The organism is Nostoc sp. LPT (assembly GCF_017115165.1).
Classification (GTDB): Bacteria; Cyanobacteriota; Cyanobacteriia; order Cyanobacteriales; family Nostocaceae; genus Nostoc.
In genome coordinates, this window is record NZ_JABXKF010000142.1 from 1 (window position 1) to 20,272 (window position 20,272).

General features: G+C 40.4%; 17 protein-coding genes. 6 read left to right on the forward strand and 11 right to left on the reverse strand.

The genetic code is table 11. The features are described 5' to 3' along the window. Window positions 1–89: 89 nt before the first annotated feature. From HWQ58_RS27145 to HWQ58_RS27160, 4 genes are all read right to left on the reverse strand, one after another. Window positions 90–2,681 carry a chloride channel protein gene (locus HWQ58_RS27145; protein WP_292869851.1) on the reverse strand — a complete coding sequence of 864 codons (2,592 nt, stop codon included), beginning with the start codon at window positions 2,679–2,681 and terminating at the stop codon, window positions 90–92. A 303-nt stretch (window positions 2,682–2,984) separates the two neighbouring features. Continuing rightward, entirely contained in the window at window positions 2,985–3,350 is a 366-nt protein-coding gene (locus HWQ58_RS27150; RefSeq protein WP_292869807.1) for a hypothetical protein, read from the reverse strand. Window positions 3,351–4,102: 752 nt separating this feature from the next. Next, entirely contained in the window at window positions 4,103–4,600 is a 498-nt protein-coding gene (locus HWQ58_RS27155; RefSeq protein ID WP_292869810.1) for a DUF6174 domain-containing protein, read from the reverse strand. Window positions 4,601–4,631: 31 nt separating this feature from the next. Next, on the reverse strand, window positions 4,632–4,781 hold the full coding sequence (locus HWQ58_RS27160; protein ID WP_292869813.1) for a hypothetical protein: 150 nt from the start codon (window positions 4,779–4,781) through the stop codon (window positions 4,632–4,634). Window positions 4,782–5,052: 271 nt separating this feature from the next. On the opposite strand from HWQ58_RS27160, the gene HWQ58_RS27165 reads away from it, so the two are divergent. The 3 genes from HWQ58_RS27165 (at window position 5,053) to HWQ58_RS27175 (ending at window position 8,677) form a co-directional block, all read left to right on the forward strand. Further along, window positions 5,053–6,375, forward strand: a complete 1,323-nt coding sequence (locus tag HWQ58_RS27165) for an MATE family efflux transporter (protein WP_292869816.1) — start codon at window positions 5,053–5,055, stop codon at window positions 6,373–6,375. A 185-nt stretch (window positions 6,376–6,560) separates the two neighbouring features. Beyond that, window positions 6,561–7,754 (forward strand): MFS transporter, encoded by a 1,194-nt coding sequence (locus tag HWQ58_RS27170; RefSeq protein ID WP_292869819.1) that lies wholly within the window; start codon window positions 6,561–6,563, stop codon window positions 7,752–7,754. 494 nt (window positions 7,755–8,248) lie between these two features. Beyond that, window positions 8,249–8,677: a hypothetical protein gene (locus HWQ58_RS27175; protein WP_292869822.1), complete on the forward strand. Its 429-nt coding sequence runs from the start codon at window positions 8,249–8,251 to the stop codon at window positions 8,675–8,677. Window positions 8,678–9,382: 705 nt separating this feature from the next. Here the strand turns inward: HWQ58_RS27175 and HWQ58_RS27180 are convergent. Continuing rightward, window positions 9,383–9,814 (reverse strand): hypothetical protein, encoded by a 432-nt coding sequence (locus HWQ58_RS27180; RefSeq protein ID WP_292869824.1) that lies wholly within the window; start codon window positions 9,812–9,814, stop codon window positions 9,383–9,385. Between the two features lie 609 nt (window positions 9,815–10,423). Between HWQ58_RS27180 and HWQ58_RS27185 the strand changes: the two genes are divergently transcribed. Together HWQ58_RS27185 and HWQ58_RS27190 are read left to right on the forward strand one after the other, a co-directional pair. Then, the gene (locus tag HWQ58_RS27185) at window positions 10,424–10,612 is read left to right on the forward strand and encodes a DUF4089 domain-containing protein (RefSeq protein WP_292869827.1); all 189 of its coding nucleotides are present in this window, start codon (window positions 10,424–10,426) and stop codon (window positions 10,610–10,612) included. Between the two features lie 100 nt (window positions 10,613–10,712). Beyond that, window positions 10,713–12,113, forward strand: a complete 1,401-nt coding sequence (locus HWQ58_RS27190) for an AtzE family amidohydrolase (protein ID WP_292869830.1) — start codon at window positions 10,713–10,715, stop codon at window positions 12,111–12,113. A gap of 338 nt (window positions 12,114–12,451) precedes the next feature. Here HWQ58_RS27190 and gntT read toward each other — a convergent pair whose 3' ends face one another. The 3 genes from gntT to HWQ58_RS27205 all read right to left on the reverse strand — a co-directional run bounded on the left by gntT (window position 12,452) and on the right by HWQ58_RS27205 (window position 15,814). Beyond that, window positions 12,452–13,813, reverse strand: a complete 1,362-nt coding sequence (gntT, locus tag HWQ58_RS27195; RefSeq protein WP_292869833.1) for a guanitoxin biosynthesis MATE family efflux transporter GntT — start codon at window positions 13,811–13,813, stop codon at window positions 12,452–12,454. A gap of 641 nt (window positions 13,814–14,454) precedes the next feature. After that, a complete protein-coding gene (locus HWQ58_RS27200; protein WP_292869854.1) occupies window positions 14,455–15,330 on the reverse strand; it encodes an ABC transporter permease in 876 nt (291 codons plus the stop codon). Between the two features lie 223 nt (window positions 15,331–15,553). Then, window positions 15,554–15,814 (reverse strand): hypothetical protein, encoded by a 261-nt coding sequence (locus tag HWQ58_RS27205; protein ID WP_292869837.1) that lies wholly within the window; start codon window positions 15,812–15,814, stop codon window positions 15,554–15,556. Window positions 15,815–16,971: 1,157 nt separating this feature from the next. Between HWQ58_RS27205 and HWQ58_RS27210 the strand changes: the two genes are divergently transcribed. Beyond that, window positions 16,972–17,379: a hypothetical protein gene (locus HWQ58_RS27210; RefSeq protein ID WP_292869840.1), complete on the forward strand. Its 408-nt coding sequence runs from the start codon at window positions 16,972–16,974 to the stop codon at window positions 17,377–17,379. Between the two features lie 162 nt (window positions 17,380–17,541). Here the strand turns inward: HWQ58_RS27210 and HWQ58_RS27215 are convergent, their stop codons facing one another. From HWQ58_RS27215 to HWQ58_RS27225, 3 genes are read right to left on the reverse strand one after another with little or no spacing between them, the layout of a single operon-like run. After that, window positions 17,542–18,048 (reverse strand): N-acetyltransferase, encoded by a 507-nt coding sequence (locus tag HWQ58_RS27215; RefSeq protein WP_292869843.1) that lies wholly within the window; start codon window positions 18,046–18,048, stop codon window positions 17,542–17,544. Continuing rightward, window positions 18,045–18,557, reverse strand: a complete 513-nt coding sequence (locus HWQ58_RS27220; RefSeq protein ID WP_292869846.1) for a GNAT family N-acetyltransferase — start codon at window positions 18,555–18,557, stop codon at window positions 18,045–18,047. The genes HWQ58_RS27215 and HWQ58_RS27220 overlap by 4 nt, the downstream gene beginning before the upstream one ends. A gap of 56 nt (window positions 18,558–18,613) precedes the next feature. Next, window positions 18,614–19,939 (reverse strand): DUF58 domain-containing protein, encoded by a 1,326-nt coding sequence (locus HWQ58_RS27225; protein ID WP_292869848.1) that lies wholly within the window; start codon window positions 19,937–19,939, stop codon window positions 18,614–18,616. Between the last annotated feature and the right edge of the window lie 333 nt (window positions 19,940–20,272).

The window sequence follows — 20,272 nt, forward strand, 5'->3', positions numbered from 1 at the left end:
ACTCATTTGTTATTTCGGCGTACTCATTTGTTATTTCGGCGTACTCATTTGTTATTTTGGCGTACTCATTTGTTATTTTGGCGTGGACATTAAGTTTTGACCATAATCACTGTACAATTACTCTTGCGAGAAATATTCTCGGCAATATTTCCTTGAATCGCTTGTTGCAGTAGACTTTCACGGCTAGCTCCCAGAACAATCACATCACTGTTGTCTTGTTTGGCACAATTAAGAATAGCTTCAGAAACAGAATTGGCACAAACGGGAGTAGCCATCACTTTACCACTAACTCGGCGTTGCAGAAAGCGAACAGATTTATCTAGTAATGTTGTGTCAGGAATCGAGTTAGTCGGCTGGAAAACCTGACATAGCTTGATTTGGGGTGATGTACTTAAAGAAGCCAGAGCAGGTAATAACTTAATTGCTTGGCTGGAGTTAGGGCCGCCTGCCATTGGCAACAACCAACGGTCAAAGGATCTTTTATCATCCAATTTAGCCAAGATAACATCACAAGCAGCCTGTCGAATTATCGTATCCACCACTCGGCTAAAAACTCTACCAGGAGTTGATGTACTGCCTTTCCATCCCATCAGCACTAAGTCAATGTGTCGTGCTTTGACAGTTTCTAAAATTGCCCCAGCAACATTATGGGCAACTCGGATCTCGGTATGAACGGGAATCCGCCATTCCTCTCCTAACAGTATTGCCCGTTGAAAAAGTTGAAGACTTTTGCTGATTTGCACTGGTGTTTCCGATGGGATGCGGCCAGACGCAACGATAATCACTTGTAGACATTCTATTTCGTAATTGCGATCTTTGGCGATCGCAACTGCCATGTCTAGTAAAGTCTCGGCTGTTTGAGGATGTGAAAGTGGTACTAACAACCTTCCTTTGCCTGTAGCCGGAGCGCGAGTTTGGTAAACCACATAAGAAGGTGCTGATTTGGGTTCTCTTTGTTCGCTATTACCACTCAGTCGCTCTGCTTCTACACGGATAATATCACTACGAGTAATAATTCCTATGAGCTTGCGACCTTCTGTAACGGGTAAGCAACTGAGGTGATAACGATTGAGTATATGCAGTACATGAGCTAGTGTCGCTACGGGAGTTACTGTCACTGGCTCTGGTGTCATAATCTCGCTAACAGTTGTATCTTTGCCTGACTGTTGCGAAGCAATATTAACTAAATCTTTCTGAGTCACAATACCAACAACTTTACCATTTTCTAAAACTGGAAAGTTGCGATGGTTAGAGTCGGAAAATGCCTGTACTGCTTCATCAGTGCTCATTTGACTAGAGAGTGTTTCCACACGCCGTTGCATCACATCAACAGCACTCAGTTGTGCCAGAAGTCCCTCTGTGCCCGGCTCTTTGGTGATGTGAATCCCTTTCCACTCTAGTAAAAGGTCGTAGAGCGATCGCCGATCGATTTTTTCCGCTACTAAATAGGCAATCACAGACGCAATCATTAGCGGTAGCACCAGATTGAAATCTGTTGTCATCTCAAACACAATGATGACTGCGGTAATTGGAACCTTAGAGACGGCGCTAAAAAAAGCAGCCATGCCAACATGAGCATAGACTGTTGCAGCACTCATTCCCAGTAAACTGTGTTCAACAGCACCCACTAAGTAACCAAGGGCAGCTCCCAAGACCAAAGTGGGAACTAGTAAACCCCCTGGCGCTCCAGAGCCGTAGGTCAAAATAATTAGGGTAAACTGAACTAAAAGAGCGATCGCTGCAAATGACCAATTAGCACTACCCACAAGCAAAATTTCTCTCAGCCCAGCATGATCGCGAAAGGTAGCAGGTAAAAAAGCGATCGCCGCACCACTAACTAACCCAGCGATTCCAATTCGCCAGGGTAAACTCAGGTGTAGCAGGCGGCGGTTAATTGCTAGACTCTCAAGAATACCTTTATTAAATAGAATGCCTAAAAGTCCAGCCAGCACTCCTAAAATCAAGTAGAAAGGGATTTCCTGAGCGAAGAAAGTTGTATCGGGAAGACCTAAATTTAGATGATTCAGATCCAGGCTGTGACTACCATAGAGCCGGGAAATGACTGAAGCGATGAAAGAAGCCAAAATCGCAGTACCAAGAGTTATATCTGATACATCTTGGAGTAATTCTTCCACTACAAAAAGCACACCTGCGATCGGTGCATTAAAAGCCGCAGCTAACCCAGCCCCGGCGCCGGCGGCGATAAGTTGGCGACGATGCTCTGGTGAAGTCGGTGCCCAGTTGCTAAGTTGATTTGCCAAAGCTGCCCCAATTTGCACAGTCGGCCCTTCTCGTCCTAAAGGCATTCCAGAACCCAACACTAATGTAGCGCTGATCAACTTGACCAAAGCAATCCGTAGATTTAATGGCATTGGCATACGAGCCAATACGGCTTTGACTTCAGACATCCCACTACCTGATGCTTCCGGTGCGAAGCGCTCTACTAGCCAACCAGCTAAAAGTCCCCCTGCTAGTCCAATACCTGGTAGCACCAAGTAGGCAGACCAATGATAAGAAAGATGCACTCGCCATGCACCTGCCGAATCCACTGTCTGTCCTAATAGAACTGCCGCTAGCCCAGAAACTAGACCAATCAGGCAAGCTTCCACAAAAGCTAACCGCCTGGGTTGAAGCAGCTGACGGGAAAGCCTCAACCAGAGAATTTTACCCCTGGCTAACATATTTTTAGCAATCACTTGTGATCAATGAAGGTATATAAATGTCTGAAATGTCTTACCGTTCACCCTATTTATAGCCTTTCATAAAAAAATGAAATTAGAATAAAAATTTTCTATGCCTAAAGATAGATATATATAGTAGCAGTACTGCAAGGCGGAAGTCAAAAGTCACGCATTCAAAAGTCAAAAGAATTGTATTTCGGGCTTTTACACCATTTGGAATGGTATGTTTATTTCCGCCGTGTTGTACTAGATTAGGATTTACGCATAAAGATTCTCTAGAAAAATTGGATGTAAAGTCTACTATTAACGTTGCCAATCATACATTAATCGTCCATGACGATCGCGCACAAGTTCCCATTCTCCATGACGATATCGTTGTCCGTGATAACGTATAGAGCGATAGTGTCGTCTATAATAATGTCGTCGATTCCACTGGCGTTGATAATAATATTTTCCAGTCCGATGCCGTCTATGATAACGTCGTCGAGTTCGTCTGTGAGCTAACAAAAACTCTTCACTTTGCTCTCCTACTAATTTTGTCTGTACGTCAATACTCTGTTCATTAAGAACATTGTTTAGAGTATTATCTTTGGCTTCAACCAAAGTAGGTGGATAAATGAAGGCTAATAACAGGAACACAATTGAGGATAGCTTTTTGAAACGGTTCACGTCTTTGCTTTTCCTAAACTAGTGGTAATAATTTTATTTAATACTTAAGTTGAGCAATTATATAGTTCAGAATTCACAAATTTGAGTAACGCAAATGTAATTGAAAGTACATATAGCAATTCCCATTCAGATGCAGTACAACGTTAGATCGCAAGGTGTAGGGGCACGTCGCGTCAACGAGAACTGCTATATATTACTCCAAAATCTCAGCTAGCTATTTTTCGTCCGTTAAAACCAATAGATCCATCTAAGCTAGACTATAGCAGTAAAGAAATTATGGATGAAGTCGCAAAAATGATGAGTGGTGATGGTGTTATTGAAAGACTTTAAATGCTTCAGCCCAACAGTGCATTCGCCATCCTAAACCTTTACAATAAAGCTAAGGTCAGCCCCTTCGGGGAAGTCAAAAGTCAAAAGTCAAAAGTCAAAAGTAAGAATCCCATAAATAAATTTAGGGGCTTGTAACAACGACGCCGTATTTCTTGCGTTGCACGTCTCGAAATACATTTTTTCTTTTTCCATAAATAAATTTAGGGGCTTGTACCTTTTTCTTTCTGGTCATAAAAGCCCGAAATACAATTCTTTTGACTTTTGAATGCGTGACTTTTGACTTCCGCCTTGCGGTACTAGTGGGTTGTTTGATGCAATCCACTGTGAGTATTAGTTGCATGTGTGTGCGAGCGCTAGAGCAAGTAAGATACGCTGAATCAATTAAGCACTGCTATAGCAAATAATGCTCTCGGTAGCCATAGTTAATTAATTTTTTGCAGATTGCTAATTGTAAAAAATATTTCATCATCAGCAATCTGGCTATTATAATCAATGTTAATTTGAGTTGGATAACCAAGTATTGGATCGTATTGTACAGTCAAGTTTGCTGCTTTACGAATCAGCGCATCCCTGATGATATTAAAGAGTTTAGGAATTGTATTATATTGTTGAAACAATTCTGCCTCAGCTGGCTTTTGACTTGCTTTATAAGTAATAGAAGTTGTGACTCGATTGCGTACTTTAATAATTACTGGTTCTGTGGCTTTCGGTAAACAATTGCAACTTCTAGTGAATTCATAGCGATAGTTAGAGATTTTTTGCCGTCTCCATAATCGGTAATTAATCTTAAATTGTTCCAAGGCTAAACTACTAGGCGCGGGTGTTTTGGCTACCTGTATAGGAGGAGGTTGAGATATTACAGGTGCATTAAAACCTAAAGATGCCACTAAAATAGCACTAATTGCAATTGGTAAGCGCATATAAATCCATTCTTAACTCCAACTGCTCACTTTAACGTAGCTTCAAGACGATTGCCAAAAGATTGAAATCATTTGTGACACTCAAAGCTGGTATGGGATTTTCAGCTTCATTGGCGATCGCGATGTGGATAATCTGCTTGAGGTCTGCTTCGGGGGATAAACCATCGCCCACAGCGAACATTCTAAAACTTTATTCCCCAAAAAGAATCAACCAAACATTTGATAGGTGTCGTGTTAGTCGTTACCTGGTTGCAACTCATCTGCTGTTAAATCTTTCCTGCAAAACGCTCTGTTAACCACTGTGACAGTAGTCCTCTTGCTCCATTAAGATAGATTGATTCAAGTTCCCAGGATCAATATCTCCTGAACATGGGTTTAGATTTTGGAAAAACCCTTTGTTCTTCACATCGGGTTATCAGCTGTATATGTTTTCTGAAGTTAAAAAATGTCTCATGTTAGCCGTACCTTTGGCGGCGGCACAACTGGCTCAATCTGCAACTGGTTTTGTGGATACGGTAATGATGGGCTGGTTGGGAAGTCAAACCATTGCATCTGGAGGTTTGGGAGCTGTTCTCTTTAGTTTTTGTCTGTTGATTGTTAGTGGTATCGTTTCTGCTGTCAGTCCCTTAGCAGCCCAAGCATACGGAGCCGGAAATAAAGAAAAAGTTGGCACAATTGTCCGGCTTGGACTAGGGATATCTCTGGTGCTAGGAATACCAACTACATTGCTGCTTTACAATGGAGGTGCTTTACTACTTTTACTAGGACAGGATGCTAACACAGTAGCACTAGCAGAAATTTATTTAAGGGCGATCGCACTGGGTTTTATTCCTGCTTTAGGCTTTGCAGTACTTAAAAGCTTTCTTTCTGCTCTATTGCAGCCGCAATTAGTGATTGTGACTGTGGTTTTAGGTACTCTGTTCAACATCACAGCTAACTATGTGCTGATGTTTGGCAAACTGGGATTCCCGGCGCTGGGTTTAGCTGGTATCGGTTGGGCAAGCACGCTTTCACTTTGGAGTATGTTTGTTGCTTTGACAGTTTATATATGTAATCAGCCTCGCTTTGCAGTTTACGGTATTTTTCGACCTTTGTCTCATGAAGCTTTTTCTCTCGAACATCGCCGGATCGTTGGTGAGATTTTTCAGGTTGGATTGCCCATCGGGGGTCTGATTGCAGTCGAAGGCGGACTGTTCACTGTTGTCACTTTCTCGATTGGACGATTCGGAACAAATGCCCTCGCTGCTCATCAAATTGCTTTACAAACAATTTCGATCTCATTCCAGATGGCACTAGGCATTTCTTTAGCGACAACAGTTCGTGTTGGACAGTTAGCCGGACAGAATGACCTAGTTGCCACTCGTCTAACTGGATATGTAGGCATTGCCATTGCAGCTTTATCTATGGGTATAGTAAGCTTTGCATTTTGGCTAGTACCAAAGTCGATTATTTCTCTTTATATTGACATCAACAATCAGAACAATGCAGATGTGGTTGCCCTGGCGGGGAAATTGCTAGCAGTCGCGGCAATTTTTCAAATAGTTGATGGTGTGCAAGTTACTGCTGCTGGAGCATTACGCGGACTAAAAGACACTCGAATCCCTATGTTGATTGGAATTTTTGCTTATTGGTGTGTTGGTTTATTCAGTGGTTATATTTTTGGGATCTCGTTGGGGTTTGGAGCTATTGGTTTTTGGTGGGGATTGGCTATTGGTTTAGCGATCGCTGCAATAATCCTAACTTGGCGGTTTAGCACCAGAAAAACTAATAACTGATAAACACAGTTAACAATTCAAAATTCAAAATTCACGCATTCAAAATTCAAGACATTTTGAGTTGGGGATTTAAACCCCGATTCAAAATATGCTACGACAAGAAGTAGGGGCCTTAAACCCTTGAATATACGATGAAGCTCAAGGGAAAAGTCCTCAAGCAACTAAATTATAGTGACTTAGGTTGAATGAAAAAACAAATCTCAAGTAACGGATTAACTAAAGTTCAGGTACTGATTATGGCGATCGCATCTGGTGTGTGTGTTGCTAACGTTTATTATAATCAGCCAATTCTCAAAGATATTGCATCTTCTTTTCAAGTTAGTGAAGGTGAAGCGGGTAGCATATCTGTGCTTTCGCAAGTTGGTTACGGTTTTGGGCTTTTCTTTTTAATTCCCTTGGGCGATAAAATCAACAAAAAAACATTAATTCTTTCCTTACTTATATGTTTGTTCTGTTTGTTGATATTCATGACGTTTTCACAAAATATCGTTGAGGTTTGGATATTGAGCGTAGCAATTGGAATTACAACAGTCTCCGCTCAGATTATTCTTCCCTTAGCAGCAAGTATAGATAGAGTAACTACAGGTCAAACTGTAGGCAGTATTTTTACTGGTATATTGATTGGAATTTTAGGAGCAAGGGTTTTTAGTGGATATATTGCTGAATACTTGAGTTGGCGTTATGTATATGGATTTTCAGGAGTAATGATTTTAATTGTTACTGTTTTGCTCAAGATTTACTTGCCGAATGTAAATAATCAATACACTGGTAATTATTTTGATTTATTAAAATCAACGCTTCAACAATTCAAACGTTTTTCCTTATTAAGAGAAACATCTTTAATTGGGGGATTAATGTTTGGTGTCTTTTGCTCATTTTGGACAACGTTAACTTTCCATTTAAGCGGAGCACCTTTTAACTTTCAATCTGACACAATTGGGATGTATGGCTTTGTGGCGATCGCAGGTGCATTAATGGCACCAATTTTTGGTAAATTAGCCGATAGAGGTAATTCCCAACGTTCCTTAACTATTTCTGTATCCCTAGTGATTGCAAGTTTAGTAATTGCTAAAATTGCTTCTAGTTCAGCGCTAGCGATCGCTGTTGCTGTATTGTTACTAGATGTAGGTACACAGGCAATTCAAGTCACTAATGTTGCCAGAATATACACTCTTGATGCTCAATCGAATAGTCGCATCAACACAGTTTACATGACTACCTATTTTATTGGTGGTGCTGTAGGTACCAGTATTGGTCTATTATGCTGGCATTTTGGTGGCTGGAATTTGGTGACTTGGCAGATGTTAGTTTTTACTTTGCTTGCATTTATTGTTATAATCAGACCCAAAATCACAACAGCAAGCATAAATAATAAATAATTATGGCGATGCTATAACATCTGCAATTTATCATAGACATGATAGTGACAGGAGATAGAGACATACCATTGTATTGGGATGCTCTCATTAAAAATCGTAGCAAGTAAAAGTGCGATGCCTACGGCGGGCTGCGCCTACGCATTCCAAATGCAAAGCTGAATCAACAGCTTGAGTTTGCGAGGGATGCCAATAGCATAAGCCCAACTTATTGCTCTATAACCATTTTACAAATTTTGAACAAATTTTCTGCTCTCAGTGCATAAAGCCTAAAAGCCATCGTAAAGAATCATAGTACAGAGGTTCACCTAGTAAATATCACAAAAAGCGTGCAAATTTGGGGTGTTGCTGAATCATCAAATGATTTATTCCATTACAGAACGAACTTTTGATGGTTACAATTGCCGATTCATCTCACAAATATGTAATGCCAATTTAGTGAATTAAAACTTACCTAATTATCTCTGTATGCACTTAATTAAAAAAGGAGAAAAATCATGTTAGGCATTAACAAAAAGACACCTAATTCTGACATTTATTCTATCGATAACGGACAATTATTCGCTCAATTGACTCCTGAAGAAGGAGCTGTCATAGAAGGAGGCGGGGGGTTCCTTATTATAGATCAACTTCAGGCAATCAATGCTGATGCAGATACATTCGGCGATGACGATACCTATATCACAATCAATGGCAGTCAAATCTGGGGACCTAATGGTTTTTCTAGCGGACAGACATCTGTAGTTAACCGAGGTTTAGGCGTTGATTTCCCTACAAGGATTGAACTTTTTGATGAAGACGGTTTTTTAAACGGCTCTGACGATTCTCTAGGTGGTTTTACTGTCAATGGGCCAACAAATGGTCAGGCAATAACGCGTGTGTCTGGAAGTGGCTCTACATATGATGTGTATTACCGTGTTTTTTGATCAAGAGGATCCTAAGTTAGGGCGAAAGCAACAATAGCTGAACCTTCCCAAATTTGAATCTAAGTTAGGTTTTTCGTAGGGGCGCACATCTGTGCACCCTTACTGCGTGTTGCTCTGTGCAAATCTTCGTTTAGATTTTACTGGCACTCTCAAGGTAATTCGTGCTACTATTCTTGAATTTCAGACTACTTCCACCGAACACCTCCCTTTTTTTGGTCACGGTTAATTATGGAGATTTTGGGTGAGAAGATTCCGCCTTGGCAGGAGAGAAACAATCCTCGGCTAGTCAAAAAACTCGTTCCAAATTTCCGTTTAACAGTTACCAGTTACCAGTTATCAGTTACCAGTTAAATCAATTGGGTTTAAGTCCCCCACCAAGAAGGTGGAAAGCGTTGGTGGCGGGTTTAAATCCCCCACCATACGCTTGGTCACTGGTCACTGATCACTGTTCACTGTTTTAAGAAGCCTGTTCATCGTGGTACTGATACTCAACGCCAGCCACTCAATTTTTCCATTATTAATACTGCTTAATTCTTAACCGAAAAGTATTGATTCAACACTCACATTTAACCTCTAGCGTTGCTTTATGCTAACAACGTAGATTACTGAGTTTCCTTGTTTTCTCTTCACCACTTTCCAGTGTCAAGAAAGGTTGTGATTTTAGTCTACATAATCTGTTGGTATTTGCAAATCAATAGTGTTATTTTAAGCTATTGGGCGGCTACCATCTATCTCTAGAGTATCTTTAACTTGAAGTTTACTCTTGGCGATCGGACGTTGACCATCTATATCAAGAATTTTCTCAACCTCTAAATCACTAGGGTCAATTGGACGTTCGCCGTCTACATTTAACGTCTCATTTTCTTGAAAATTACTCTTGCCGATTGGGCGTTGACCATCTATATCAATTGTTTGATCGCTATAATTTTCACTTTTTGCAATTGGTCGCTCCCCATCTATATCAATTGTTTCCTTAACCTGAATGTTACTTGGATCGACTGGACGCTGGCCATCTATGTTAATTGTTTTAGTTGATTGTACAGATTCATTAGATAATGAATCTAGATTGGTTTTAGCCGTTTTCGCCTTTCGATTTGAATTCTTCTTAGTACTATCAGTTTTCTTTTTTTTAATCATCTTTATTATGCTTATAGACGTTTTATTTACTGCAATTCAATATCTTTTGAATAATTATTTTTATCTTAGCCAAAGTGACTAATTTTGGAAAGATAGCAGCAAAATCGGTTGATCTAACATTTAGCAATATACTGAAACGGAATCAAAAAATCCTCTACCTCAGCACAGAATATATCTCTGACTTTAGAGGTATTTTTCATATTTCAAAAAATACTTAATTACAGCAGTTTTCATATATTTGAACTACACCTGTCGTATAAGCGCTCCTTCTTTCGCCCCTACCGCGTGGTCTATTTGCCTGAAAATAGCTGTAAAACACTGGTGGGCGTGGTTGATTTTGCGCGATAACCGAGATGATTTTTGTCTTCACGCAGAGATGCCGTTTGCAGATAATAGACCTCTTGCATAAATCCAAAATAAGAACCCCAAAGAGCCAAAGCTACGCTTTGTCTCCCCTCCCGAAGAGCGGGGTGGGGTGTTAGGGACTTTTGCAACAGGTCTAATGTATAAAATGAATTGCATTTCAGTTGTTGCAAGAAGTTATAAGTTTAAGATAATGTAGACGCTTTGGCTTGTCGCAAGCTACCGCAAAGGGTGCAAAGGAGAGAGATGAGAAGAGAAGGGTTTGATGTAGGTGAATATGTCGATAAAATGAGGTTTTTGTTGGATTTGCAGTTAAAAGATGAGTATCGAGATGGTGTGGTGGCAAATTTTGAGAGAATTAGGGCGATCGCTAATCTTGTAAATTCTTTCCCTTTACCAGAGGAAATTGAAGTTGCACCAGTTTTTGAACCATAATTGCTTCAAGAATAGCTATGTTGATGTTGTAGTAAAGCAAAAACTATTGCTGACTGCTATTACTCAAAAAGCTAAAGGCGCTATCTCTTAATATTTCAGCATGAATTTTAATTTAGCCGATGCTATAACAATATCAACTGCTGTACGCGAAGGTAAAGTTAGCGCAGTGGAAGTTACTAAAGCTGCGTTAGCACGAATAGCAACGCACAATCATCTATTCAACTGTTTTACCACTATAACTGTTGAGACAGCTTTAACAGACGCAGCACTGATTGATCAAGAAATTGCTCAAGGTAATAATCCTGGAACCCTTGCTGGTGTATCTTTTGCAGTGAAAAATCTCTTCGATATCGCTGGTTTAACAACTTTGGCGGGATCAAAAATCAATGCAGAAAACCCACCAGCTACCCAAGATGCAACCGCAGTAGCGAAGCTGAAGCAAGCGGGTGCTGTGCTAGTTGGTGCTTTAAATATGGATGAGTACGCTTATGGGTTTGTGACGGAAAACTCCCATTACGGTGCTACTCACAACCCCCATGATTTACAGCGAGTTGCTGGTGGTTCATCGGGTGGTTCGGCGGCGGCGGTTGCGGCTGGGTTAGTACCGCTGACGTTGGGTTCTGATACTAATGGTTCAATTCGCGTTCCGGCGGCGTTGTGTGGCGTTTTTGGTTTCAAGCCAACTTATGGAAGATTATCTCGTGCTGGGGTAGCTTTATTTTCTAGCAGTTTTGACCACATTGGCCCTTTTGCGCGTTCGGTGCAGGATATCGCTACGGTGTTTGATGTGTTGCAAGGAGAAGACGATCGCGATCCCATTTGTACAAAGCGTCCACCTGAATTATGTTTACCACAACTCAAACAAGATATTTCTGGTATCAGAATTGCCATTGCAGCTGATTATTTTACCAAAGGTGCAGAACCGGCAGCTTTAACAGCAGTGCAAAAAGTAGCTGATGCAATAGAAGTTACTAAATACGTAATCATACCAGAAGCACACCGCGCCCGTGCAGCAGCCTTTGTAATTACAGCTAGCGAGGGCGCAAATCTGCATTTGGATAAGTTGCGATTGTGTCCTGAAGATTTTGATCCAGCAACACGCGATCGCTTTTTGGCTGGGGCGTTAATTCCTAGTAGCTGGTATCTCCAAGCACAACGGTTTAGAAGATGGTATCGCGAGCGCCTTCGGGAAGTATTTCAAAATGTCGATGTAATTCTTGCCCCAACTACACCAATTTCTGCGCCGCTAATTGGTCAACAAACCATGATTTTGGATGGCGAAGAAATTCTTGTCCGTCCTCATTTAGGGCTATTTACTCAACCATTATCTTTTATTGGTTTACCCGTTTTATCAGTACCAATTCAGCGCCAAAATGCATTACCTTTAGGTGTGCAATTAATCGCCGCACCATATAATGAAGCGTTAATTTTACGGGTTGCAGCTGTGTTAGAGGCCAAAGGTGTAGTTTCAGCACCAGTGATTTTCAACGCTTTCAACTGAAGCTATAGCAATCCTATTTGAGTTGCAAAAATTATCGAATCGCTATTTCTACGAAACGCTACGCGAAGGTGCAGCGTTTCGCAAAAAATTCGCCTTCTCTACGAGACACTATGTGAACGCAAAACGTCTCGTTATACCATTTCACTAAATTTTTGATACAAATCACGTTTCTTGCTTCCCCTGCTTGCCATCTGTATCAAATTTATGGTGAAACGGTATTAGAGAAGAATGGCAAGGGAAGAAGCAAAGAAGTTTACGAATCATTTAGGACTGCTATAATCGTTTAAGATGCTGTGAATGAGGTGATTGTAGAATGAAAAAATTACGCCTTCGATTTACTAGCATTGAGTCTTTTCAGCAGGAGGAATATCCTCTGTCGCTAGTTTCAAGGTTTTAGGGATTTGAATTCCCTGTACTGCAATTCTAGTCACAATGAACAAAGACATCGCCAACCATAACAGATGAACACTCTGCAAATTCCAAGCAAGGGCTGCTGTGGGAATAAAGCCTAACCCAGTTGCGATAAAAGCCGCATTGCGGAGTATTAATCCTTCTGCCAAACCAAAGAAATAAGCTTCAATTGAGACAGCAAACGCATACAGCCCCAGCACGCTCATTAGCCAGGGAATGTAGCGATCAATATGGGTGGTTATTTCCGTATGATTTGTGAGTAGCCTAAATACCGTCTGAGGAAAAAGGATGCAGGTAAGAGACATGATGACTGCAAACATCAGAGTCACGCCTATAGAAACGCCAAGCAGTGGCACCATCTGCCCCTGCTCCTTTGTGCCATGAAAGTTGCCCGTCAAGGTTTCTGTTGCATAAGATAAGCCATTGAGTATTTGAATCCCTAGCGTCATGAACTCAATCAGCAAGACATTTTCTGCAAAGGCGATTCTTCCCATCCCAGCAAACAGATTGGTAAAAGCCCAAAAGGTAAATCCAATCGCCAGTGTCCGTATAAAGAGATCCCGACTCAGGGCAAAAGTCTCATTCCAGGCAGATTTGTCCCAAAGCTGAGGTGCAACGGCACGGATCTCCTCCCACTGGATTTCACTCTTCATCCAAATTAATCCCAGCACCATCATCAGAAATTGGCTCAAAGCTTGTGCCAAGCCTGCTCCCATGCTGTCCAAACCTGCTGACAAAATCATCTGGTAACTCAAGATGATGTTGACGACGTTGCCAAAAACCGACAAAACTAACACTTTCTGGCTTTGTTCACGCCCCATTAGCCAGCCGAACAGCACCATATTCACTAGAACCGCAGGTACACCCCAAATCCTCATATTGAAGTAGTCCACCGCAGCCGCTTTCACGTCAGGAGTCTTATTCAAGACAATAAACCCCAACTCTCGCAGTGGGTATTGCAGGAGCAAAACAGCAAACCCCAAGCCGAGGGCAATTAAAATATTTCGTAAGCCTAGCAGCAGCACTTCCTCTCGATCATTTCTTCCAGTTGCCTGGGCAGTCGTGCCGGTAACAGAGAGACGCAAAAAATTTAATGCTCGATAGAAGTAATTAAACACAACCGTTGCCAGTGCAACACCAGTTAAATGACGAATGTCTTGCAAGTGCCCTAAAAAGGAAACGCTAACCATTCCAGACAGCGGCACCATTAAATTGGAGAGCATATTTGCGATCGCTAATCTGAAATAACGAGGAATCCATCGGTCTTGCAAATCATTATTTACTAACATTTAGAATTCGTTAATTTACTAATCATCTGGAATTGGTTCGCTGATGTGATTGAGGTATTTAACTAATACCAATTCTCTAAAATAAAGCAACAGATGTAAGCAGGGATTGCTTTGCTGCATCTAAATTTTTCAATTGCGAATTGCGAATTGCGAATTGCGAATTGGTATAATTACTAATTCGTAATGGCTATGCTCCCCTATATACCACTACTCTTAATCAAGCTACCCAAAGCATCTCGTAGAGAAGACTTTAATTTGTAATTTTCGGGCCTTTCACCACACCCCACGTGTTCGGCAGTCACCATTGGTGAAACCTCCTTCTCTACGAGACGCTCCGCGAAGGCATTAGCCTCTCCCTTTGGGAGAAAAGCACGCTGCCTCACCAAATTATCAAATTGGTGGCCTTGAATTAGTTGTAAATAAATCCTAAACTAATTTAATTACAAATTATGTAGCTTACTTCTCATTTTTGACGAGTATTATCAATTACGAATTATTTTAGAATACTCCAAAAATTAAATTATCCAAATGCTTGTATTTAATGTTACTATTATATTTTTCTTTCCCTGCTCAAAAACTGCTTCTAAAGCGATTAAATATTTTTATTTAGAAGTTTATTAACCCTTGTCAAACACGTTATTCTAACTTAATTGATTGCGAAACTTGCTAAGACTAATAGTTAATAACACAACAGCAATACTAAGCAATGCCAGAATATGCATCCATAACACATCTAAACCAACCCCTTTAAGTAAAATTCCTCGAACAATGGCAATGTAATGACGTAAGGGATTCAGTAGAGATAGGACTTGAAAAAAGGGGGGCATAGCTTCGATAGGGGCAAGCACCCCAGAAGTCTGCAATATCGGCATATTGACGAAAAATGACATCAATACCACCTGTTGTTGCGAGCTGGAAAACATCGCTAACATAATACCTATACTTATCCCAACCAGCAGATAGATAATTGACAGCCCAAAAAATAGTAGAAAATTTCCACGCAACGGTAAACCAAAGACCAGTTGTCCTAAAGTCAAAGCTAGCAGAATATCTCCCATGAGCAAAAACGCTAAAGGCAAAATTTTGGAAAGCAAAATTTCCCAGTTTGCGGCTGGTGTCATAAGTAATTGCTCCAAAGTTCCGCTATCTTTCTCTCGGACAACAGCGATTGATGAAACTAGTGTTCCAACAAGCGTTAACACTAAACCCATGACTCCCGGCACAAAATACCAGCTACTTATTAGTCCCGGATTATATAAAAACACGACTTGGAGTGATATCGGAAAATTTAGCTGGGTTTGCCCAAAGTTACGATTATAATTTTGAATAATCTGAGTTATATAGCCACTAGCAATGCCTGCTGCGTTTGCATCCACTCCATCAATAAATACTTGAATCTTAGCTTCTTTTGTTGCCAGCTTTCTAGGGAATTCTGATGGAATAATCACCCCTAGATTGAGTTTGCCTTCTTCTACTTGACGGCTCAAATCTTTCTCAGTTGTTGGTGCAGATTCTATAGTTTTACTTTTTTAACTTCATCGGTAATCTGTGAAGTTGAAAAAGTATTTGCCAAAAAGCCAGGGTTTTTACTGGATAAAGAAAACCGAGTTTTTAATTTTAGAGAAAGTTGAATTTAGAGTATGTTTGCAAATTCAAACATACTCTAACGCTCAGAGTAGTTTCGTTAAATTCTATTGTGAAACTTGAAAAAAGCTATTTGAGACTAACTTTGTGTTCGTGTTATCTTGTCCTGGGTCGTGTTACTTTTCCTTGAAGTAAAGTTCCACCCGTTACTGTTTGATTCCCCGCAGCGTCTACAGTTATTGAACCAAAACTAGCATTACTAGCCTCTACTTTAGCTCCTGTGTTGTCGGAAATAAGTAACGTTCCAGTTGTTAATAGTATGATTGTACTGCCGCCTCCAACTAAGTTTTCGGCTTTCACATCATTTAGAGATTCTAAGTAACTTGGCTTGCAGTCTAAATCACGAATTTTAAGCATACTTTTCCCTTGTTAACTTCCTGTTTACCTTTGATTAACTTCCTGTTTAGGATTATTGTCTGAGTACAATCTACCGATTGTTTTTAGCGCCACAAAAAAGAATAGCACTATTAGAAATGAATAAATAGTAGTTTTCCATAAGTTTTTTTGTATACGATCATAAAAATCTTCGCACTGTCAAGCTATTTACCTCATCTTGTATTTAGAAACTGTTTGAAAAGTGTTTCCCTGTGACTGACTTTAGGTACTTTTATATCCTCCATAACCCTTGCCACAGGGTTGTTTCACCCCATAAAGGCAAGAAGTTTGTCTATCTGATATAGAGAAATCGTTGAGAAGTCGCAATGGAAGCATTACTCTTTATGCGGAAAATTTTGAGTGACTTTTTACAGGATATCAAGAATAGTAGTGGTTCGCGAATAATATTCGCGAACATAAACAGATAAAATGATTTTTAGATTTCAGGTATTAACAAGCGAGTCCGTTATCACACATAAAAATATTGCCTCTATCCTCCGTTGGTATACATATCGTTGGCAGATAGAAGAGTAATATCAAATTCTGAAATGGGCTGCAAAGCAGAAAGCGATCGCTTGGTGGGTGAGAGATATCTTTGATAATAGGTTTTTTGACTCTGATTGCCGCGTAACTATTAAGAATGACTTATTTGTATCGACAAAACTATTAAGAATGACTTATTTATAGCGATCAACTATTAAGAATGACTTATTTGTATCGACAAAACTATTAAAAATGACTTATTTGTACTGAACTAAACTACAAATTCTTGCATCATAGATGTTAACTAAATTACAGATGTATCTGCTGCTTGCTAGTACACCTCCAAAGCGAAAAATAATGTGGAATTAACTATTAATTGGACAATACGCGCAATAGTGTGGCTATGAGGATACTTAGAATATATAAAAAATTGTTTAATTAGGATACAAATTTGGTGATGAGGTTAGTTAGAGTTGGAAACCTTGTACCAAACTTGCTTGTTGTATTCTTTATTACATTTTGTTGTACTGTTTATTACAGTTTGTTTTACTTTCTATTACATTTTGAAATTAATGCTTTAATTTTAATTGTTTAAAAGCTTTGTAGAGCCAAGAATGGTTCGTATAAGTTATTCGCGAACCGTATATTTTTGTTTTATGCCCAATAACTCAAAACCGTCACCCCAAGAAGATTTATATGCACGCATAAATTGCGTAGTTCAAGCTAAAGAGCATCTTGAGAAAGAAATCCAAGCAATAAGTGCAAGTGCTTCGGGAGAAGTAGCTGCATCTTCCTGTTCGATTGTTCGCTATCTCGCTAAAGGCAGGAATTCAGGGTATTGGTATTATAAACTACAGGCTGGTGTGGCAATATTTCCCACAAAGACTGATGGTAAGAGTTCTCGTTACAAGCATTTAGGTAAAGCTGGTAGTCAAGCATACCTGGATGCTGTAGAACAAATTTTTCTAAAAGCCAAAATCGAAGCATTAGATCGTTCAATTAAAATTTTAAACCAGGGTTTGAAAGATTTAATCGAAGAAACTTCTAAATACAACAAAGATTAGTAGTGGGTTCGCGAATAATGTGCCTGCGAAGTATTCCCGCTTCTCTACATCCTGTGAAAAGTCAGGAGTAATAACGAATCGCATACTCCTACGGAGAAGCAAGCTACGCGCAGCGTCTCGTAGAGAAGAGAAAAAAGAAATACTTAACTAAACTGTATTGTACTATACTTCATTAAAAGTATCTGGATAAACAACCTTGCCTTTATACTGCTTTTGATAACTTTGTAGTGCTTTCACTATGAAAAATTCCTCTGGTACTGGAAAGGGAGACTCGATTTCATAAACAACAGCAGTTTTAAAGCCAAAGCGAGTATAAAATTGAGGATGACCTAGTACAATTACTATGGCTTCTTTCTTTACCTCTGCAATTTCTAACCCTGCTTTTATTAGTGCACTGCCAATTCCTTGTCTTTGAAACTGTGGATGAACTGCCAAAGGCGCTAAACCAAGTACCTGGAGTGTTTCTTCACCTACTAGGTCAATATAGCTGAATAAAATATGACCGACTACAACATTTTCAACCTCTGCAATTAGAGAAAGTTCGGAAATATAACGGTCAGAATAGCGAATTTTCTCCACAAGTTGAGCTTCGTTTTCTTGCCCAAAGGCTAATGTATTCACCTCAGCTATTGCTGTGTAGTCTGACAGAGTTTCACAACGGATATTCATGATTTTAAAACTAATTCCATAAAAACCCAGTTGGCTCGATGTTCTAGAGGAATTTCTGTTTTTTCCAAATACGGCTCGATATCTTGAAAGCCAAATATATGATAAAGTGCCTGTGCTTCCTTTGCAAAAGGGGCGCTGTCTAAACGTATCCTGGAGTAACCAATGTAGGCAGCTTCATTGATGATAGCTTCTAATAAAGACCGACTGATTCCTTTTCTGCGAAATTCTGGTCTTACATACATTCTTTTAATTTCGCCAATATCTTCACCAATCTTTCGCAAGCAAGCGCAGCCAGCTATTTTTTCCTCATATTGTCCCAAAAGCAAGCGTCCTGAAGGTGGTAGAAATTCGTGGAGTTGAGTTATATATTGCTCAAAGAATGTATTAGTATTTAAATTGATGCCGAATTGATGGCTGAATATTAACTTAGTCTCCTTAAAATATTCCCAAAACACTTCCTGTATATGAGATTTATGTTCATCAGTCTCTACCTGGATAATTTTAAGCAAAGTTTATACCTCCGCTAAATAATTGAATAAAAATACACAAGTTAGAGTGACAATTACTAAAGTTGATTTCGCGCTTTGAGTTGCAGATATCGCTCAACCAACTGATCGGCAATTTGATTTGCTGGCGCGTCTAACACTAATACACCTTTTTGTTTCAGTTGGGCAAATGCCACTTGTCGTTGCATTAATAAATCTAGGGCTACTGCACGGGTATAGGCAGTTGCGACATCATCTGTAAAGGTGTGTGCTAGACGATCGACTTGTGGATCTCGCAAAGTAACGCAAAATGGAAGGTAGCGGGGTGCTAACTTGGAGAGTGCGGCTAAAAGTTCTGTAGAAGCAGTAACATCAACTAAGTCAGTTATCACCACCACCAGCGCCCTGCGAGTTTGTCGCTGCAAAACATTTGTCACTGCCCCCAAATAATCAGATTCAAATAACACTGGTTGAATTGGAGTTAAGCGATCGATTAGCTGATTCAAATGATGTTGACCTCGTTCTGGGGGAATCCACGTATGCATTTGGCGGTCAAATACACCAACACCCACGCGATCGCCTCGATGTAAACCTGCCAAAGCTAAAGATAAAGTTGCATTCAATCCCCAGTCAAATCGCTGCAAATTCTCTACTTTTGCCGTCATCAGCCGTCCGCGATCAAGTAAAATCAGTAATGTTTGTTCCTGTTCTGGTTCCAAAACCCTCACCAGTGGCATAGCATTACCATAAGCCCCAACCCGACGGGCGGTAGCTTTCCAATCAATAAACCGTAAATCGTCACCCGTGCGATAGTTTCGCAGTTCGGCAAACTCTGTACCAATACCAGTTTTGCGAGATTGGCGCATCGATCCCGATGATTGCAGTGTCAGACGAATGGTGAGCGATCGCAATCCTACTAAATCAGGATAAACTTTTACTGGCAGACTTTGGGGAATTTGCCAATCATCCCAAGCTAATCCCCAAAGCCCCAACTGTCGGACTTGAATATTTCCCCAAGGAAACTCTCCCCGCTGTGTCGGGTGGACGGTATACGTTAATTCCTCAGTGCTGTTACTGGGAACAATGGCGCTGAGTGCAGGTGCAGACATGCCAAATCCTGTTGGGTAATAGTCGCGGATTTCAATTTGGGCATCAATATTTGGCGATGTCACCTTTAGCACTACAGAATTATCTCGCCCAATGGATAATCGTGACGGTAATTCGCGGCTAATTTGCACACGAGAACGCCGCACCCGCAAACCATCTACAACCATCAGTCCGAGAATGATGGCATTAAATAGCACAGTGATAGTGATGGTTGCTCTAACAATCAGAAATAAGGATAGGATCGGGGCGATCGCAATACCCAAAACCAATAATAAATAAACTCGTTTGGAAGGAACCATTTTTTAGAGCGAGAAGTTAAATTTTAGGGGGCAGGAGGGAGTGTTTCGACTACTGGTTGTTGAGCGTAGTCGAATACCCCAATGATGGGCTAACGATACAATCACTATACCAAGTAGCTGCTGGGTGTAATTTGTAATTCGTCATTACAGCAATTTTCATGTATTTGAACCACATCTATCGTAAGGGCACAGCATTGCTGTGCCCCTACCGCATGGTCTATTTACCTGAAAATAGCTGTAATATACTGCAAGGATTTTATTTCGGCGAACGCATTTGCTATTTCGGCGAACGCATTTGCTATTTCGGCGAACGCATTTGCTATTTCGGCGAAC

Bases quoted from the DNA above. Each gene is read 5' to 3' on its own strand.
- HWQ58_RS27145 (WP_292869851.1), bottom strand. From the start codon at position 2,681: ATGTTAGCCAGGGGTAAAATTCTCTGGTTGAGGCTTTCCCGTCAGCTG.
- HWQ58_RS27155 (WP_292869810.1), bottom strand. From the start codon at position 4,600: ATGCGCTTACCAATTGCAATTAGTGCTATTTTAGTGGCATCTTTAGGT.
- HWQ58_RS27160 (WP_292869813.1), bottom strand. From the start codon at position 4,781: ATGTTCGCTGTGGGCGATGGTTTATCCCCCGAAGCAGACCTCAAGCAG.
- HWQ58_RS27165 (WP_292869816.1), top strand. From the start codon at position 5,053: ATGTTAGCCGTACCTTTGGCGGCGGCACAACTGGCTCAATCTGCAACT.
- HWQ58_RS27170 (WP_292869819.1), top strand. From the start codon at position 6,561: ATGAAAAAACAAATCTCAAGTAACGGATTAACTAAAGTTCAGGTACTG.
- HWQ58_RS27175 (WP_292869822.1), top strand. From the start codon at position 8,249: ATGTTAGGCATTAACAAAAAGACACCTAATTCTGACATTTATTCTATC.
- HWQ58_RS27180 (WP_292869824.1), bottom strand. From the start codon at position 9,814: ATGATTAAAAAAAAGAAAACTGATAGTACTAAGAAGAATTCAAATCGA.
- HWQ58_RS27185 (WP_292869827.1), top strand. From the start codon at position 10,424: ATGAGAAGAGAAGGGTTTGATGTAGGTGAATATGTCGATAAAATGAGG.
- HWQ58_RS27190 (WP_292869830.1), top strand. From the start codon at position 10,713: ATGAATTTTAATTTAGCCGATGCTATAACAATATCAACTGCTGTACGC.
- gntT (WP_292869833.1), bottom strand. From the start codon at position 13,813: ATGTTAGTAAATAATGATTTGCAAGACCGATGGATTCCTCGTTATTTC.
- HWQ58_RS27205 (WP_292869837.1), bottom strand. From the start codon at position 15,814: ATGCTTAAAATTCGTGATTTAGACTGCAAGCCAAGTTACTTAGAATCT.
- HWQ58_RS27210 (WP_292869840.1), top strand. From the start codon at position 16,972: ATGCCCAATAACTCAAAACCGTCACCCCAAGAAGATTTATATGCACGC.
- HWQ58_RS27215 (WP_292869843.1), bottom strand. From the start codon at position 18,048: ATGAATATCCGTTGTGAAACTCTGTCAGACTACACAGCAATAGCTGAG.
- HWQ58_RS27225 (WP_292869848.1), bottom strand. From the start codon at position 19,939: ATGGTTCCTTCCAAACGAGTTTATTTATTATTGGTTTTGGGTATTGCG.